This window comes from Pseudomonas sp. TNT3 (genome assembly GCF_010095445.2).
Classification (GTDB): Bacteria; Pseudomonadota; Gammaproteobacteria; order Pseudomonadales; family Pseudomonadaceae; genus Aquipseudomonas.
On record NZ_WFGV02000061.1, the window covers coordinates 1 to 17,583 of the forward strand.

A 17,583-nucleotide genomic window follows, 5' to 3' on the forward strand; every position below is an offset into this window, starting at 1 on the left:
TCCACAACCAAGCGAATGGCCTCTGCTTTTTGCTCTGACGTGACAACCCGATAACCCATGATGCTTCCTTAGATCGACGCTCCTACATCATGGTCTAAAAAAATTCGACCGCAACACGGCAGCTCCTTCAGGAAACGCATTCCAATGCAGGAGCTGCCGCAAGCTGCGATCTTTTGATGTAAAAAACGCCTGATTAACAGGCGTTTTTTTATCGGCTACGAACCCTTACGAACGGGCGCGAGCCTGATTACGCAGGGCTTTCACCTGGTCATGATTGCGTTGCACGCCGTGGTACTGACGTTCAACCAGATCACGAATACCGACCAGGTTGTGCTTGTTGATTTTTTCGATGGCTTCTTTGTAAGCCTTCAGTGCATGGTCTTCACCGCGCTCGGCTTCGTTCAACACGGCTTCTTCGTCCTTGCCGGTGAACATCGACTTCACGTCTACCCAACGGCGGTGCAGGTCACCACTCACACTGGTAGAGGTTTCCGGATCGCCCCCCATTGAACGCACGGCAGACTGCAGTTCAGCAGCAGCGGTTGCACAATCGGCAGAACGAGTCACGAACAGGGTTTTGAGTTCTGGGTGCTTGATGTCTTCGGCGCAAGTCTTGAACCCTTCCTGACCGTCTTTGCAGGTTTCAATCAGGTCGTTGAGTACAGAGATGGCTTCTTTATTCATGTCGGTCATTTTTCAATTCCTTGCGGGTTGATGAAAGATGCAATAGCTATTGCACCCTGCATGCCAGCTTTGGAAATACAAATTAATCGTTATTTATCAATAAGTTATGTTTTAACTGTAAATCTGCATCCGCGTGTTTTGCATGATCTGTCATTTGGCCTGCATGCAGAATGCCTGTATTTTCCAGACTGACTGAATCAAGACGACCTATCGATGAACCCGGAAAAGCTCGAACTGTTGATCACCCGCGAAATGCCCTTCGGCAAATACAAAGGTCGGATCATTGCCGACCTGCCCGGCCAATACCTGAACTGGTTCGCCCGTGAAGGTTTTCCTCATGGTGAATTGGGTGGCTTGCTGGCCTTGATGCAGGAAATCGATCACAACGGTCTATCGGACCTGCTCGAACCGCTGCGCGCCAAGCATGGCAGACCTGCCCCGCGCCACTGATCCGGCAATACCCTGACCTACGCCCTATCGAGAAGCCCATGCCCGATAACACCCTGCGCGCCCGCGATGAAGACTTCTGGGAAACCTTTGCCGACCGCTACGCGGTCGAACCTGGCCCGATAAACCTGGAAAACGGTTACTTCGGTCGCATGTCGCGCACGGTGGTCGAGGAGTTTCAGCGCAACATCGAATTGATCAATCGCAGCAACTCGGTGCACGTGCGTCGGCGGTTTGAACTGGGCGAGAGCCTGGACATTCGCGCCCAGCTTGCCGAGATGGTGGGTGTACGTGCGCAAACCATCGCCCTTACCCACAACGCAACAGATGGCTTGCAATCGCTGATCCGCAACTACAACCGCCTGCAGCCGGGTGATCAGGTTCTGATCAGCGACCTGGAATACGACACCGTCAAAGGCGCCATGCGTTGGCTGGCGCGCCATCGCGGTGTTGAAGTCATCGAGATTGACCACCCTCACCCGGCCACCTTTGACAACTTACTGGCCAGCTATCGTGAGGCGTTCGCGCGCCATCCAGGACTCAAGCTGATGGCCCTGACGCACGTCACCCATCGCACCGGACTGGTCATGCCGGTACAGGCCATCGCCGCCGCGGCCAAGGAGCATGGGATCGACGTGATCCTTGATGGCGCTCATGCGCTCGGGCAGATTGCATTCGATCTCGAAGCGCTGGGTATCGCCTTCGCGGGCTTCAACCTGCACAAATGGATCGGTGCACCGCTGACGCTGGGCTTTATGTACATCGCCGAGCAGCGTCTGGCCGATATCGATCCGGACATGGGCGAGATGCACTTTGCGATCAACGACATTCGCGCACGTACGTCCTACAGCACGCCCAATATCCCGGCACTGATGACGCTGCCGCTGGTGTTTGAAGAGCACCAGTCCATGGGCGGCTCCCCGGCGAAGGGATCGCGGTTGAATTACCTGCGCAACCAGTGGGTGAAGGCCGTGCGCGACCTGCCCGGTATCGAAGTCATGACCCCGGATGATCCCCGCCTGTACTGCGGCATCACCGCGATGCGCTTCACCCGGCACACCGATCAGCAGGTCATGGCCGAGCGGCTCCTCAATGAGTACAACCTGTTTACCGTGGTGCGTACGGGCGCGGCGTGCGGGCCTTGTATCCGGATTACACCGGGGCTAACCACGACGGCAGCGGAGATGGCGTTGCTGGTCCGGGCGCTGGATGAACTGCGCTGATGTCTGCGGGTGACCACCTCTGTAGCAGCTGGCGAAGCCTGCGTCCGGCTGCGCAGCAGTCGTAATCCAGTGCACGCAGTGTGTCAGGTAAATCCTACATTCTGGTTTTACGGCTGCTACGCAGCCGGACGCAGGCTTCGCCAGCTGCTACAAAAAGCGTGTCGGCAGCCACAATACTCAAGGCAAAAAAAAACGGTGCACCGACCAAGCGCACCGTAAAGCCGTAGAACACACAACGAAGTGTTTGGGATTGATCAGTCCAGCAGCGCCAAAGCCTCGGCGGTGCATTCCTGAATGCGGGCCCAGTCGCCGTTCTTTATCCATTCCGGATCAAGCATCCAGCTACCGCCCACGCACATCACGTTTTTCAACGCCATGTAGCTCTTGATGTTGGCAGGGCTGACGCCGCCAGTCGGGCAGAATTTCACTTCGCCGAACGGGCCACCCAAGGCCTTGATGGCCGCGACGCCGCCGCTGACTTCCGCCGGGAACAGCTTGAAGCGGCGATAACCCAGGCCGTAGCCTTCCATGATGCCCGACGCGTTGCTGATGCCTGGCAACAGCGGAATCGGGCTGTCGACACTGGCTTCGAGCAGATCACGGGTAATGCCCGGGGTAACGATGAACTGCGAACCGGCCGCTTCGGCCGCTGCCAGCATGCTGCGATCCAGCACGGTACCGGCACCGGTCACCAGCTCCGGACGCTGCTCGCGCAAAATCTGGATGGCTTTGAGGCCGAACTGCGAACGCAGGGTCACTTCCAGGGCGGTCAGGCCACCGGCAGCCAGGGCATCGGCCAGGGGCAGAACGTCCTGTTCGCGAGCGATGGTAATCACCGGCAAAATCCGCGCTTTGGCGCAGAGGCTGTCTATCAGGGCAACTTTGTCCGCCATGGAAAGGGTCGGGGAAGTGTTTTTCATAGCGGCTGATCCTTGGCTCATGGGCACCAGTAAATCTCTAACGTAGGTTGCAGAAACGCGCGAATCGGCATGGCGGCGACATCGTCACCGGCCAATGCGGCACTGAGGGTGGTCAGCTTGGACTGACCGGAAATCGATAGAACAGTGTTCTTGGCCGAAGCCAGCAACGCACGACTCATGGTCAGGCGTTGATGCGGAACAGTCGGCGCCAGCATCGGATAGCAACGACGTGCACCGTCGACTTTCAGCGCGTCGGCCAGGTTCGGACTGTTGGGGAATAGCGAGGCGGTGTGGCCGTCGTCGCCCATGCCCAGAATCAGCACATCGATGGGTGGCAGCTCGGCGAGCAAGCGATCGGCCTGCTCGGCGGCCAGTTCAAGGCTGGCGGTAGCGCTGTACAGACTCAGAAACTTCGCCTTCGCCGCCGGACCTTGCAACAGGTAACGCTTGAGCAAACCGGCATTGCTGTCGGCATGTTCCACCGGCACCCAGCGCTCGTCGGCCAGGGTCACGACAACCTTGGACCAGTCCAGCGGCTGTTTGGCCAGGTGCTGGAAAAACGCCACCGGGCTGCGCCCACCCGAGACCACCAATGTGGCGGTGCCAGTGGCATCGATGGCTTCGCTCAGTTGTCTGGCAACGGTCAGTGCCAGGCCTTCAGCCAGCAACACCGGGCTCTTGAACTCATGAGCGCTGACGCCCTGAGGCAGTTTCAATTTAGATATCGCCATACCACGACCTCCCATCCCGCGTGATCAGTGCAATGGAACTCATCGGTCCCCAGGACCCGGCCGCGTACGGCTTGGGCGCATCACCGGATTTTTTCCACCCGGCGATCAACTGGTCGCACCACTTCCACGCGGCTTCGATTTCATCTTTACGGACAAACAGGTTCTGATTGCCGCGCATCACTTCCAGCAACAACCGCTCGTAGGCATCGGGGATCCGAGCGCTGCGATAGGTGTCGGAAAAATTCAGCTGCAACGGACCGCTGCGCAGCTGCATGCCCTTGTCCAGGCCTTGTTCCTTGGTCATCACACGCAAGGAAATACCTTCGTCCGGTTGCAGGCGGATGATCAGTTTGTTGCTGATCTGCAGGCGCTGTTCCGGGGCGAAGATGTAGTGGGACGGTTCCTTGAAGTGGATGACGATCTGCGAGAGCTTTTGCGGCATGCGCTTGCCCGTGCGCAGGTAAAACGGCACACCGGCCCAACGCCAGTTGCGGATATCGGCACGCAGCGCGACGAACGTTTCGGTATCGCTCTGGGTGTTGGAATTCGGTTCTTCCAGATAGCCCGGTACGGGTTTGCCTTCGCTGTAACCGGCGATGTACTGACCGCGCACTACCTGAGTGGTCAGGCCTTCCGGACTGATCGGCGCCAGTGCCTTGAGCACTTTGACTTTCTCATCGCGAATGCTGTCGGCGGACAGGTCGGCCGGCGGGTCCATCGCGATCAGGCAAAGCAGCTGCAACAGGTGATTCTGGATCATGTCCCGCAGCTGACCGGCCTTGTCGAAATAACCCCAGCGACCCTCGATTCCCACCTTCTCGGCCACGGTGATTTCCACGTGGGAGATGTAGTTCTGGTTCCACTGGGTTTCGAACAGGCTGTTGGCGAAGCGCAGGGCGATGAGGTTCTGGACGGTTTCTTTGCCCAGGTAGTGGTCGATGCGGTAGGTGCGGTTCTCCGGGAAGAACTGCGCCACGGCGTCGTTGACCTTGCGCGAGGATTCCAGGTCCGAGCCGATGGGCTTTTCCAGCACGACGCGGGTGTTTTCGGCCAGGCCGACCCTTGCCAGGTTCTCGCAGATCGCGCCATACACAGCGGCCGGCGTGGCGAAATAAGCAATCACTCGTTGCGCGGTGCCGGCCTGTTCGGCCAGGGCGACGTAATCGTCAGCCTTGAGGAAGTCGACGTGCAGGTAGCTCAAACGGGCAAGGAAGCGTTCAACGACGGTTTCGTCCAGTTCTGCGGCACCGACATAACGGCGCAGCTCGGTGGCGATGAGCGCCAGGTGCTCCTGCTCGCTGCCAGGCTCACGGGCCAGGGCGATAATGCGTGTGTCCTCGTGCAACAGGCCCGCGCCATCGAGTTGATAGAGCGCTGGAAACAGCTTGCGCAAGGCCAGATCGCCGAGGGCGCCGAACAAGGCAAAGGTGCACGGTTCAACCGTAATCGAAGGCATGATGTTTGTTCTTTTATCAAGTTAAGCTACAAATACCTTTTTTTAAGGTATCGCTCAAGAGAAAATGTAGTAATAACCACAACATTTTCGCAAAATGTGGATTCCGAGTGGTGGTCGGTCGGAGCCATCAGTAGGATAGGCCACCGTGACCGGCCCGATCAAAGTCCCAATTTGCATAGCCGGGGCCCTAATTTGCATTGCTCTCTTGTTTGCGGAGCTAAGGAATCAATATGGACCGCGTGCGAAATTTACTGGAACAGATCCAGAATCGCCTTGAAGACCTGAACAAGGCCGAACGCAAAGTTGCCGAAGTGATTCTGCTTAATCCACAGCAGGCCACCCGCTTCAGCATCGCCGCCCTCGCCCAGGCCTCAAAGGTCAGCGAGCCGACGGTCAACCGTTTCTGCCGTTCCTTCGGTGTCAGCGGCTATCCCGAACTCAAGCTTCAATTGGCCCAGAGCCTGGCCAGTGGCGCGGCATACGTCAGCCGCGCGGTCGAGGCTGATGACAATCCGGAGGCCTATACCAAGAAGATCTTCGGCAGTGCCATCGCCTCTCTGGACAGCGCGTTGCAGGCCCTGGACCCGAACCTGATCAGTCGCGCCGTCGACCTGTTGATCCAGGCCCGGCAAATCCACTTCTTCGGCCTCGGCGCCTCGGCCCCGGTGGCGCTCGATGCGCAGCACAAGTTCTTCCGCTTCAACCTGGCCGTCACTGCCCATGCCGACGTGCTGATGCAGCGAATGATTGCTTCCGTGGCGCACACCGGTGAGTTGTTTGTGATCATTTCCTACACCGGCCGTACTCGCGAGCTGGTGGAAGTGGCACGCATCGCCCGGGAAAACGGCGCTTCGGTATTGGGTCTGACGGCGGAGGGATCGCCATTGGCCAAGGCCAGCACCTTGAGCCTGAACATTCCGCTGCCGGAAGACACGGACATCTATATGCCGATGACGTCACGAATCATTCAGCTGACCGTACTGGATGTGCTGGCGACCGGCATGACATTGCGCCGCGGCGTGGACTTCCAGCCGCACCTGCGCAAGATCAAAGAGAGTTTGAATGCGAGCCGGTATCCGGTTGGGGATGAGTTCAACTAACCCACCGTGATCGTTCCCACGCTCCCGCGTGGGAACGATCACCCCACCCGCGCCTGCAAACTCAGATGAGCTTTCTGCCCCGGCGCCAGGCTCCGGCTTTCGCCGCCACCGCTCGTGGCCTCAACGCAGACAAACTCGCAGACCTCATTCCAGCTCACCCCCAGCAACGGCCGCGTCCCGGGATGCCAGACCACCGTGTCCGCATCGTCGCCCGTGTCGATACACAATTCCCGCTGCCACGCATGGTCTTTGAGCTGCAATTCGCCGTCGTGCTGGAACACCCGTTGACAACCGCCCTCCACTCGCAACTCTCCTTCCTGCTGGCACACCTGGCGATTCAACTGGTCATAACCGTGCGCCCCGTCGAGGCCAGACAGCGCTACCTCACCCACATCGCCAATACGCCAATAGGCGTGCAAAGCCTGGCTCAACTGGCACGGCAGACTGTCTTGATGTTCGGTGCTCAGACGCAAATCCATGCGCTCGCCAAGATGCGCATGCAAATCCACCTGCCAATCGCATAACTGCAGCTGCCAGTGCAGGTGCACGCCCTGTTCATCGGCGCTGCTGTCGAGCAGTTTCCAGTCAAGCAGCCGAGCCCAACCATGGGACGGCCAGGCGTTTTCGCTCGGGTGGCGGCCGTACCATGGCCAGCACACCGGGACACCGCCGCGAATCGCCCCCACGTGCGGCCACTTCGCTGCACACCAGAGCCAGGGTTTCTGCCCCTTCGGCTGGAAGTGCAACAGCTGCGCCCCCTGACGGCTGAACACCGCCTGGCACAACGGATGGTCGATCACCAACACGTCGCGCATTTGATAGCGCTCCCACGCGAACACCGGACGTTCGCGCAAGGATTTGAAGAAGCGTTGTAGCGGATGCTCATGCATGTGCCGCGGTCCTGGAAATCATGGGTGAACTCATATTTCTGTGTTCATCGAACACTGTGGCGAGGGGATTTATCCCCGTTCGACTGCGAAGCAGTCGTAAACCATTGCGTATGGTGTTCCTGACACACCGCAGTATCAAATTCGGGGGCCGCTTCGCAGCCCAACGGGGCGGTGCGACGTTTCGCTAAATCCCCTCGCCACAGTTGTGCTTTCACATACCACACAAAAAAAAGCGGACAGCCTTGGCCGTCCGCAAACATGCGCACATAGAGAGGAGCTTATCGCAACAGCGTTAGAACACCGACTGAATTTTCAGGCCGGCCACCAGCGCGTTATCCACTTCATCCACACCGCCCGGGTGAGTGATGTATTGCAGGTTCGGACGCACGGTCAACCAGTTGGTCACGTGGAAGCCGTAGTTGATCTCGTAGTTGTATTCGGTGTTACGCAGTGGTGCGAACAGTGGGTCCTGGTAGTCAGTGACGTTGTTGGAGGCGTTGACCAACTCGGCGTTTTTCTTCACGTCATCGTTGACGTGGATACGGGCGGCACCGATACCGACGTCATCTTTCGGACGTGCGTCGAACGGGCCCTTGTACACAAACATCAACGACTGGTAGTTGTCGACGATGTTGGTGTCCTTGTCGTGGAACGTGGCGTTCGCGGCGATGTTCAGACCACGCGTCGCGTCACCGTTATGGCTGGTGAGTTGTTGCTGCGCAACGAACCAGTAGCCGGACTTGCTGCTGTGGCTGCGATAAGCGTTGCCGCTGGTGGCGGCATTATTGCCATTGTCGTCTTCAAGAACGTCATCGGCCTTGGCCGTGCTCTTGTAGTAACCGACACGGTATTCGCCCGGCAGTTTGTTCGGGTTCGGCAGCCAGACCAGTTCAACCGGCAAGACGGTGCCCGCCGTGCCACTGCCGCTGAGCTTGAAGCCGTTACCGTGTTCCAGTTGCGACGGGTTCTGGTTGTACGCACCGATCTGCGCATAGAACTCAGGCGAGATGTTCCACTTCAGGCGGATCGCCGCCTGGCTGACCGGCCAGTTGTACCAGATATTGGTGGCCCAGTTACCCACTTGGGAGCCGCAGAACGCCAGGTTCTGGAACTCGCACGGGAAGGTGTTGAAGTCTTCACCTTCGCCAAAATAACCGGCTTTAACGTCGAGCTGGTTGTCGAAGAACTGATGCTTGATCCACAACTGGGTCAGTCGGACCATATGACCACGGCCGTAGACTTCCTGGGAGGAACTCAAGGTCCCCGCGCGCGGGTCGCCGACACGGTCATTGGAGATGTTTTCACCGTTACGGTTGGTGAGCTGGATCTTGGCCTGGGTGTTGTCCCAGCCCATCAGTTTTTGCAGGTCCAGTGCCACGCCCAGGCCAAACTGGTCGGAGTATCGCGCCGTCTTGTCGTTGTTGTAGCCGCCGTGAAGGTTACCGCCGACTTCACCAACGTAGTCCATCTTGATGTCGACGCCCTGCTCGATCAGCCGGGTCCGCTCACCGCCCCAATCACCGGTCATCCATTCGGAGTCGGCGCTAAACGCGTCAGCCGCGTGCACGCTACCGGCCAGCATCATTGCCGCAACGGCTGACAACTGGCAGATAAGCTGAGCGTTGTTGTTCTTCTTCATCCCTACATCCTCGTTTTATTGTTATTAACTTTTATTTTCTAACGCGGTTTACACCCCCTGTGGGAGCGGGCTCTGTGGCGAAGGGATTTATCCCCGTTGGGTTGCGAAGCGACCCAAAAAGAAGGGACTGCTGCGCAGTTCTACGGGGATAAATCCCCTCGCCACAAAAGCTCGCTCCCACATTTCGTTCTTCAGCGGCCTTTGAACTGGGTCACGTTGCCCGCATGAGCTTCCGCTTTTGGCACGCCGGCCACGCCCAGGCGCTCCCCGGTCTTGGCATCGAACAGCAGCACTTTCGACGGATCGAATTGCAGGGTCAGGGTCTCGCCCACGGCCGGCGCAACATCCGGCGCCAAGCGGCAGCAGACTTTGGTGTCGTTGAGATTCACGAACACCAGCGTGTCCGGACCGGTCGGCTCGGTGACCTGTACTTCGGCGCGAATGGTCGGCAGCGCGTTCGGCTCGTTACCCGCCAGTACGATCTGCTCCGGACGCAAACCGAGGATCACTTCACGATCTTCCAGGCCGGCGTCCTGCATGCCCAACGGCAACTCGCAACGGGCCTGGCCACTGTCGAGCAGCGCCACCAGACGGCCGTCCTTGCGTTGCAAACGCAGGGGGATGAAGTTCATCGGCGGCGAACCGATGAAGCTCGCCACGAACAGATTGGCCGGGTTGTTATAGATGTCTTTCGGCGTGCCGAACTGCTGGATGATGCCGTCCTTCATCACCGCCACTTTGTCACCCAGGGTCATCGCTTCGATCTGGTCGTGGGTCACGTAGACCGTGGTGGTTTTCAGGCGCTGGTGCATCAGTTTCATTTCGGTGCGCATCTCGACGCGCAGCTTGGCGTCGAGGTTGGACAGTGGTTCATCGAACAGGTAGATCTTCGGCCGCCGCGCCAGGGCACGGCCCATCGCCACACGCTGCTGCTGACCGCCGGAGAGTTGGCCCGGCTTGCGATTGAGCAGGTGCTCGATCTGCAGCAGCTTGGACACGCGCGCCACTTCGGCATCGATGTCGGCGGCCGGCATTTTGCGAATCTTCAAACCGAAGGCGATGTTTTCACGCACGCTCATGGTCGGGTACAGCGCATAGGACTGGAACACCATCGCGATGTCGCGATCTTTCGGGCTCATGCCACTGACGTCCTGGTCATCGATCATGATCGCGCCGCCGGTGATGCTCTCGAGGCCGGCGATGCAATTCATCAGCGTCGACTTGCCACACCCCGAAGGCCCGACCAGGATCAGGAACTCGCCGTCCTTGATCGACAGATCGATGTCCTTGAGGGTGTCCGGCAAACCCGGGCCATAAGTCTTGTTTACATTGCGAAGTTCGAGCGTAGCCATGATTACCCCTTGACTGCGCCGGCCGTCAGCCCGCGCACGAAATACTTGCCTGCGACCACATAGACCAGCAGGGTCGGCAGCCCGGCGATCATCGCCGCCGCCATATCAACGTTGTATTCCTTGGCCCCGGTACTGGTGTTGACCAAGTTGTTCAGCGCTACCGTGATGGGTTGCGAATCACCGCTGGAGAACACCACGCCGAACAGGAAGTCGTTCCAGATCTGGGTGAACTGCCAGATCAGGCAGACCATAATGATCGGCGTGGACATCGGCAGGATGATCAGGCGGAAGATGGTGAAAAAACCCGCGCCATCCAGCCGCGCCGCTTTCACCAATGCATCGGGAACGCTGACGTAGTAGTTGCGGAAAAACAGTGTGGTGAACGCCAGGCCATAAACCACGTGCACGAACACCAGGCCGGTGGTGGTGCTGGCCAGGCCCATCTTGCCGAGGGTGAACGAGGCTGGCAGCAGGACGGTCTGGAACGGCAGGAAGCAACCGAACAGCAACAGGCCGAAGAACAGCTGCGAACCACGGAAGCGCCACATCGACAGCACATAGCCGTTCAACGCACCAATCGCTGTGGAGATCAGCACCGCCGGAACGGTGATCTTGATCGAGTTCCAGAAATACCCGTCGACCGTGGCCCAGGCCTTGATCCAGCCAATCCCGGTGATCACGGTCGGCCAGCTCAGCAAGTTGCCGGTGTTGATGTCTTCCGGTGTCTTGAAGCTGGTCAACAGCATGACCACCAGCGGTATCAGGTACAGAAACACCGCAAGGATCAGCACCGCGTAGATCGCGATGCGACTCAGGCTGATGGAAGGTTTGGCAGCGAAACTAGTCATGACGCTTGGTCCTCAGCTCGGAGTACAGGTAAGGCACGATGATTGCGAGAATCGCACCGAGCATCAGAATCGCACTGGCCGAGCCCATGCCCATCTGGCCGCGACTGAAGGTGAAGGAATACATGAACATCGCAGGCAAATCGGAGGAGTAACCCGGGCCGCCGGCCGTCATCGCCGCCACCAGGTCAAAGCTCTTGATCGCGATGTGGGCCAGGATCATCACGGCGCTGAAGAACACCGGACGCAGGCTCGGCAGCACCACTTTCAGGTAGATGCGCGGCATGCTCGCGCCATCGATCTGAGCGGCACGGATGATCGATTGATCGACGCCACGCAAACCGGCGAGGAACATCGCCATGATGAAGCCCGAGGCTTGCCACACCGCTGCGATCACCAGGCAATACACCACGCGATCCGGGTCGACCAGCCAGTCCAGGCGAAAGCCTTCCCAACCCCAGTCACGCAACAATTTGTCCAGGCCCATGCCCGGGTTGAGCAGCCACTTCCACGCAGTACCGGTGACGATCATCGAGAGCGCCATCGGGTATAGGTAGATGGTGCGAATAAAGCCTTCGCGACGAATGCGCTGGTCGAGGAACACCGCCAGCAGCACACCGATCACCAGGGTGATACCAATGAACATGCCGCCGAACACCGCCAGGTTCTTGCTCGCTACCCACCAACGGTCGTTGTCGAACAACCGCTGGTATTGCGCCAGTCCTGCCCATTTGTAGGTTGGCAGGAAAGTCGAACTGGTGAACGACAGAACGAACGTCCAGAGGATGTAGCCATAGAAGCCCACCAGGACGATGAACATGCTCGGCGCCAGCACCAGTTTGGGAAGCCAGCGCTGCAATGCATCGAACGGCGAGGCTTTGCTGAACACAGCAACAGAACTCATGGGAAGATCCAGTACGTAGAGAAAGGATTACAAGCGCATTCCCTGGCAGGAGCGGGCTTCTGTGGGAGCTGGCTTGCCAGCGATGGCATCACCCCGGTGCAACTGATAAACCGAGTTGTCTGCATCGCGGGCAAGCCCGGCTCCCACAAAAAGCCCGCCCCCACAGAGGGGCTGCGGCGCTAGCCGTTATTTGGCAGCCTTGATGGCAGTGCCGAGTTGCTTGGCAGCGGTGGCCGGATCGGCTTTCGGATCGTTGATGAAGTTGGTCACGACATCAAAGAACGCACCCTGTACCGCCAGCGTGGTCGCCATGTTGTGCGCCATGCTCGGTTGCAGGCCGCCGGACTTGGCGTCTGCCAGGAAGTCCTTGGCGGCGGTCTGGGCGCAGGCGTCAAAACCGTACTTGCCCATGTCGTTCAGCATGTCGATTCGAACGGGAATCGAGCCTTTGTTGATGCTGAAGACTTTCTGGAAGTTTTCACCCAACACGATCTTGGCAATGTCCTGCTGAGCGGCCGCAGTGCCCGCGTCTTTCTGCTTGAACACGGCCAGGGAGTCGATGTTGTAGGTGAACGCCTTGTCGGTGCCCGGGAAGGCTACGCACTCGTAGTCCTTGCCGGCGACCTTCTTGGCTGCGGTCCATTCGCTCTTGGCCCAGTCACCCATTATCTGCATGCCGGCCTTGCCGTTGATGACCTTGGCCGCTTCCAGGTTCCAGTCCTGACCCTTGCCGTCGGCGTCCATGTAGGTCGAGACTTTCTTCAGTTCGGTCAGCGCCTTGACCATTTCCGGACCGGTCAGGGTGGCGTTGTCGAGGTCGACCAGGGCCTTCTTGTAACCGTCGACACCCATGACCGAAAGCACTACCGCTTCGAACACAGTGCTGTCCTGCCAAGGCTGGCCGCCGTGGGCAAGCGCAATGAAGCCCGCAGCCTTGAGCTTGTCGCCCGCTGCGTAGAATTCTTCGAGCGTGGTAGGTGCCTTGTCGATGCCGGCTTTCTTGAAGACTTCCGGATTGATCCACAGCCAGTTGACGCGGTGAATGTTCACCGGCACAGCCACGTAGTCACCTTCGTACTTCACGGTATCGGAGACTTTCTTGTCGAGCAGGCTGTCCCACTTTTCCGATTTGGCAGCGTCTTTCAATACGTCGGTGTCGAGCAGGCCGGTGGACGCCCATTCCTGAATGTCCGGACCTTTGATCTGCGCTACGCCTGGCGGGTTACCGGCCACTGCGCGGCTTTTCAGTACGGTCATGGCAGTAGCACCGCCACCGCCGGCGACTGCGCCGTCTTTCCAGGTGAAGCCGTCTTTTTCGACTTGGGCCTTGAGTACATCGACCGCTGCTTTTTCACCACCCGACGTCCACCAGTGAACCACTTCCACCGAACCTTTGGCATCGGCAGCAAGAGCACTGAGAGGAAGCGCAGACAGGGAGGCAAGAGAAATGAGCGTAGCGAGGCGAGAAATCGCGTTCATCTAGAAGTACCTTTCTTGTTGTTATGCATGCAAGTCTGGTGCTTGCGCTGCACGGATTTTAAACAGGAGTGATCCCCTCGCAGGTAACGAAGGGACGTGCGAATGTCACCACATGGTTACACAGGAGCGCTCTGGGATAACTGCTTCAGAGCGGTCGCCATGCTCGGCGCCAGTGGCAGGCGCGGAATCAACACCGCTTGCCAGGCGTGATACAGGTCGGGCTTACCCGCCCAGATGTCGGCACTCGGGTGGTTTTGCGGGTCGAGTTCGTGGTGCCAGCTGCCCTGTTCACGGTCGATGAAATGAGTGTCACAAAAGTCCCAGAACAGTCGGTACCAGGTTTCGTATTGTGCGTCGAAGGTGCGCTTGAGCAGTGCGCTGGCAGCCGCGCTGGCTTCGCAATGCGTCCAGTGCAGACGATGACGCACCACCGCGCGATTGTCCCAGTCGAGGGTGTAGACAATGCCCGGTGCACCGTCGACCTCCCACCCGGACAAGCAGTTTCGCTCGAAGAGTTTCTGCGCATCCGTGACCAGCCAACCCGGTGTGAGCATACCGGCCTGAACCCGCGCAGCTTCAAGGTGTAACAACAACCGCGCCCATTCGAAACCGTGGCCCGGCGTTGTGCCGTAAGGGCGGAAACCATCGGCGCGATTGTCGTGGTTGTAATCGCGCAACGGCTGCCAGTCCCGGTCGAAATGCTCGACCACGCGGTAATCGTTGACCGCCGCGTGACCGTGAATGACACGCTCGACGATGCGTTGGGCGCGGCACAGCCAGCGGTTGTCTTCGGTAACATCGGCCAAGGCGAGGAACGCTTCGGTGGCGTGCATGTTGCTGTTGGCACCGCGATAACGTTCTTCTTCGTCCCAGTCACGGCTGAAGGACTCGCGCATGGCGCCCTCCTCCTCGCTCCAGAAATACTTGTCGATGATGTCGATCGCATCATCGAGCAACGCCTGGGCGCCGGGTCGCTGGGCGACGACCGCAGAGCTCGCCGCCAACGCGACGAAAGCATGCAAGTAAGCGGCCTTGCCGGTGTTGCCATCCCGATGATGTGCGGCCGCAAACCAGCCCCCGTGCTCAGCATCACGCAATGGGCCACTGAGGGCTTTTACGCCGTGATCCACCAGTTCGGCATAGCCCGGCAAGCCCTGGATATGGGCCATGGCAAAGCTGTGGGTCATGCGGGCGGTGTTCATGGTTTCAGCGTGGGCGTCAGCCGCGAGACAGCCTTTTTCATCGAGGTTGCCAAAGCCTTCGGGGAGTCTGGACGCCTTGGCAAACGCCAGCAGACGCAAGCCTTCTGCGGCGAGCCATTGCTGATGGGCAGGTGCATTCAGCCAGCTGCTGAAGGCGGGTTGGAAGGTGTGCATGGGGTGCCTTTTTTGTTGTTATGACTGGGGGCAGTCTAAACAACGGGCGGGGACGGGCTTGTAACGAAGGGGGCGAGTTATGTCACCAAGCTGTGACATTTGCCCAGTGATTGCGACAAGTGATCTCCCGTGGCGAGGGAGCTTGCGCCCGCTGGGCTGCGAAGCGGCCCCACTCTTTACCTGAAAGGAGGGGACTGCTGCGCAGTCCAGCGGGAGCAAGCTCCCTCGCCACAGGGTTAGTGTTAATCAATAGGACGCGGCAACTGCAACGTCACCCGCAACCCACCTTCACGCAGGTTCTGCAAACTGACTTCCCCGCCATGGCTATGGGCAATGTTGCGCGCAATTCCCAACCCCAGCCCATAACCCTGCTGCTGTCCCGCCAACCGAAAGTGCGGTTCGAAAACCTGCTCCAGCCGCTGCTCCGGAACGCCCGGCCCCTCATCGTCGACATGCAGGATAAACGCACTTTCATCGTCATCGATGTGCAAATGCGCGGTCTGTCCGTACTTCAACGCGTTGTCGATCAGGTTGCCAATGCAGCGCTTGAGCGCCAACGGCTTACCCGGATACGCCGCCAGCGCCCGTCCATGCTGAGTGACCCGGCCATTGCCGTTGGGGGCCAGGTACGGTTCCACGAGACAATCAAGTACGTGGTTCAGGTCCACCGGCTCGATATTCTCGTGGATGTCAGTGTCTTTCACGCATTGCAGCGCGCCTTTGACCAACAGCTCCAGCTCGTCGAGATCGCGGCCGAACTTGGCTTGCAGCTGCTCGTCTTCCAGCAATTCAACCCGCAGTCGCAGCCGGGTAATCGGTGTGCGCAAGTCATGGGAAATCGCGCTGAACAACTGGCTGCGCTCGGTCAGGTAACGGCTGATGCGTTCACGCATGGCATTGAAGGCGCGGCCCACCTCGACCACTTCACTGCCACCGCCCTCTGCCACGGGCTCGACTTCTGCCCCCAGCGACATGTCCCGTGCCGCGCGAGCAAGACGCTTGAGCGGACGACTCTGCCAGTGCACCAGCAGGCCAATGAACAACAGCAGAAAACCGCTGGTAAGCACGATGAACCAGACCTGTTGCGCAGGCAGGCCCTGCTCTTCAAGGCTGGTGTAGGGTTCGGGCAATAGCGAGGCGATGTACAGCCACTCGCCCGGCGCCATCTGGATCTGCGTGACCAGTACCGGCGGGTTTACCGGTTCCAGGGTCAACGCGTAATGCGCCCAGGAACGCGGCAACTCATCCAGTTTCAACCCACTGTTGAAGATCCGCAGGTCTTCGGGGCTGACGAAGGTCACCGAGATATCGGTGTCGTGGCCCAGGGACTGGCGCAGCACTTCGTCCACCGCTTTGAGCACGGCTTCCTTGCGCGGGGTGATCGGCAGCACTTCCATGCCCAGGGGTTTGTCGTTGAGGGTCACGACGAAGCGGGTACCGCCCATGCTGCGCAACTGGTCGAGCACCAGTGGCCGGAACGCCACCGGCAACGAGCGAAAGTAACTGACACTGGCGGTCATCGAATGCGCGAGGCTACGGGCACTGGTGACCAGGCCTTCGAGCTGGGTGGCGCGCAATTGCGACACCCAGATCACACTCGACAAGGTTTGAGCGAACAGCACCGCCAACAAGGTCAGCAGCAACATCCGTCCGAGCAGCGAACGCGGCACCGGGACCCGGGCGGCCAGTTTACGGAAGAACTCAGTGGCCATTGCTGGCAACCACGTTGGCTGCCAGTTGGTAGCCACTGCCGCGCACGGTGCGGATCAGTCGAGGAGGTTTTTCGGTGTCGCGCAGGCGTTGCCGCAGACGGCTGACCGCCATGTCGACGATGCGATCCAGCGGCATCAGGTCGCGCCCCCGGGTGGCATTGCCGATGGTGTCGCGGTCGAGGATTTCCTGAGGGTGATCGAGGAACAGTTTCAGCAACGCGAAATCAGCGCCGGAGAGGATCACTTCTTCACCGTCGATGTGGAACAGCCGATGGCTGACCATGTCCAGCCGCCAGTCATCGAAGGCCAGCACTTCACTGCCGGAGCGCTCCTGACCGAACTGCGCACGGCGCAACAAGGCCTTGATGCGTGCCTGCAATTCACGGGGGCTGAAGGGTTTTCCAAGATAGTCGTCGGCGCCCAGTTCGAGGCCGATCACGCGGTCGGCTTCGTCGGAACTGGCGGTGAGCATGATGATGGGCACCTGCGCCTGGCGCGGGTGCTGGCGAATCCAGCGGCACAGACTGAAACCGTCTTCGTCCGGCAGCATCACGTCGAGGATCACCAGATCGCTCGGAGCCTCGTTCAGGGCCTGGCGAAAGCCTGCACCGTCGGGCGTGGTACGCACCTGGAACCCGGCGCGGGTCAGGTAGGTGTCCAGCAACTCGCGTATCTCCTGATCGTCATCGACCAACAAAATCGACTTGTTGACTGAGCTCACTGGGCGGCGTCCTTGTTATTTGAATGGGGCGGATTATGCCTGATCGATCATGATTCTATTTATCTGTGAGGGCCCCATCGCTGGCAAGCCAGCTCCCACAGGTT

At 59.2% G+C, this 17,583-nt stretch carries 16 protein-coding genes; 3 read left to right on the forward strand and 13 right to left on the reverse strand.

The window, feature by feature from the left end:
* Positions 1-225: 225 nt before the first annotated feature.
* Positions 226-693 carry a PA2169 family four-helix-bundle protein gene (locus GBC55_RS25465; protein WP_162440223.1) on the reverse strand — a complete coding sequence of 156 codons (468 nt, stop codon included), beginning with the start codon at positions 691-693 and terminating at the stop codon, positions 226-228.
* Between the two features lie 204 nt (positions 694-897).
* On the opposite strand from GBC55_RS25465, the gene GBC55_RS25470 reads away from it, so the two are divergent.
* Positions 898-1,134: a DUF3820 family protein gene (locus GBC55_RS25470; protein WP_162440222.1), complete on the forward strand. Its 237-nt coding sequence runs from the start codon at positions 898-900 to the stop codon at positions 1,132-1,134.
* A gap of 38 nt (positions 1,135-1,172) precedes the next feature.
* Entirely contained in the window at positions 1,173-2,354 is a 1,182-nt protein-coding gene (locus GBC55_RS25475; RefSeq protein WP_162440221.1) for an aminotransferase class V-fold PLP-dependent enzyme, read from the forward strand.
* A 254-nt stretch (positions 2,355-2,608) separates the two neighbouring features.
* On the opposite strand, the gene GBC55_RS25480 is transcribed toward GBC55_RS25475, so the two are convergent.
* The 3 genes from GBC55_RS25480 to zwf are packed head-to-tail and all read right to left on the reverse strand — an operon-like array spanning position 2,609 to position 5,461.
* Complete coding sequence (locus GBC55_RS25480) at positions 2,609-3,274, reverse strand: bifunctional 4-hydroxy-2-oxoglutarate aldolase/2-dehydro-3-deoxy-phosphogluconate aldolase (protein WP_162440220.1); 666 nt, start codon at positions 3,272-3,274, stop codon at positions 2,609-2,611.
* A gap of 17 nt (positions 3,275-3,291) precedes the next feature.
* Positions 3,292-4,005, reverse strand: coding sequence for a 6-phosphogluconolactonase (gene pgl / locus GBC55_RS25485; RefSeq protein WP_162440219.1), 714 nt, complete (start codon positions 4,003-4,005; stop codon positions 3,292-3,294).
* Positions 3,992-5,461 carry a glucose-6-phosphate dehydrogenase gene (gene zwf / locus GBC55_RS25490; protein ID WP_162440218.1) on the reverse strand — a complete coding sequence of 490 codons (1,470 nt, stop codon included), beginning with the start codon at positions 5,459-5,461 and terminating at the stop codon, positions 3,992-3,994. The genes pgl and zwf overlap by 14 nt, the downstream gene beginning before the upstream one ends.
* Positions 5,462-5,700: 239 nt before the next feature.
* Between zwf and GBC55_RS25495 the strand changes: the two genes are divergently transcribed.
* Positions 5,701-6,561 (forward strand): MurR/RpiR family transcriptional regulator, encoded by an 861-nt coding sequence (locus tag GBC55_RS25495; RefSeq protein ID WP_175649041.1) that lies wholly within the window; start codon positions 5,701-5,703, stop codon positions 6,559-6,561.
* Positions 6,562-6,599: 38 nt separating this feature from the next.
* Here the strand turns inward: GBC55_RS25495 and GBC55_RS25500 are convergent, their stop codons facing one another.
* The 9 genes from GBC55_RS25500 to GBC55_RS25540 form a co-directional block, all read right to left on the reverse strand.
* Entirely contained in the window at positions 6,600-7,451 is an 852-nt protein-coding gene (locus GBC55_RS25500; protein WP_162440217.1) for a D-hexose-6-phosphate mutarotase, read from the reverse strand.
* A gap of 292 nt (positions 7,452-7,743) precedes the next feature.
* Positions 7,744-9,090: a carbohydrate porin gene (locus tag GBC55_RS25505; RefSeq protein WP_162440216.1), complete on the reverse strand. Its 1,347-nt coding sequence runs from the start codon at positions 9,088-9,090 to the stop codon at positions 7,744-7,746.
* A 191-nt stretch (positions 9,091-9,281) separates the two neighbouring features.
* Positions 9,282-10,442 carry a sn-glycerol-3-phosphate ABC transporter ATP-binding protein UgpC gene (gene ugpC / locus GBC55_RS25510; RefSeq protein ID WP_162440215.1) on the reverse strand — a complete coding sequence of 387 codons (1,161 nt, stop codon included), beginning with the start codon at positions 10,440-10,442 and terminating at the stop codon, positions 9,282-9,284.
* A gap of 2 nt (positions 10,443-10,444) precedes the next feature.
* Positions 10,445-11,290 carry a carbohydrate ABC transporter permease gene (locus GBC55_RS25515; protein WP_162440214.1) on the reverse strand — a complete coding sequence of 282 codons (846 nt, stop codon included), beginning with the start codon at positions 11,288-11,290 and terminating at the stop codon, positions 10,445-10,447.
* Complete coding sequence (locus GBC55_RS25520; protein WP_162440213.1) at positions 11,283-12,191, reverse strand: sugar ABC transporter permease; 909 nt, start codon at positions 12,189-12,191, stop codon at positions 11,283-11,285. Before GBC55_RS25520 ends, GBC55_RS25515 begins: the two co-directional genes overlap by 8 nt.
* Positions 12,192-12,377: 186 nt before the next feature.
* Complete coding sequence (locus GBC55_RS25525; RefSeq protein WP_162440212.1) at positions 12,378-13,670, reverse strand: ABC transporter substrate-binding protein; 1,293 nt, start codon at positions 13,668-13,670, stop codon at positions 12,378-12,380.
* Positions 13,671-13,786: 116 nt separating this feature from the next.
* Positions 13,787-15,046, reverse strand: coding sequence for an AGE family epimerase/isomerase (locus GBC55_RS25530; RefSeq protein WP_162440211.1), 1,260 nt, complete (start codon positions 15,044-15,046; stop codon positions 13,787-13,789).
* A gap of 242 nt (positions 15,047-15,288) precedes the next feature.
* Positions 15,289-16,758 (reverse strand): ATP-binding protein, encoded by a 1,470-nt coding sequence (locus tag GBC55_RS25535; RefSeq protein ID WP_162440210.1) that lies wholly within the window; start codon positions 16,756-16,758, stop codon positions 15,289-15,291.
* Positions 16,748-17,479 (reverse strand): response regulator transcription factor, encoded by a 732-nt coding sequence (locus GBC55_RS25540; RefSeq protein ID WP_007903365.1) that lies wholly within the window; start codon positions 17,477-17,479, stop codon positions 16,748-16,750. Before GBC55_RS25540 ends, GBC55_RS25535 begins: the two co-directional genes overlap by 11 nt.
* Positions 17,480-17,583 lie beyond the last annotated feature (104 nt).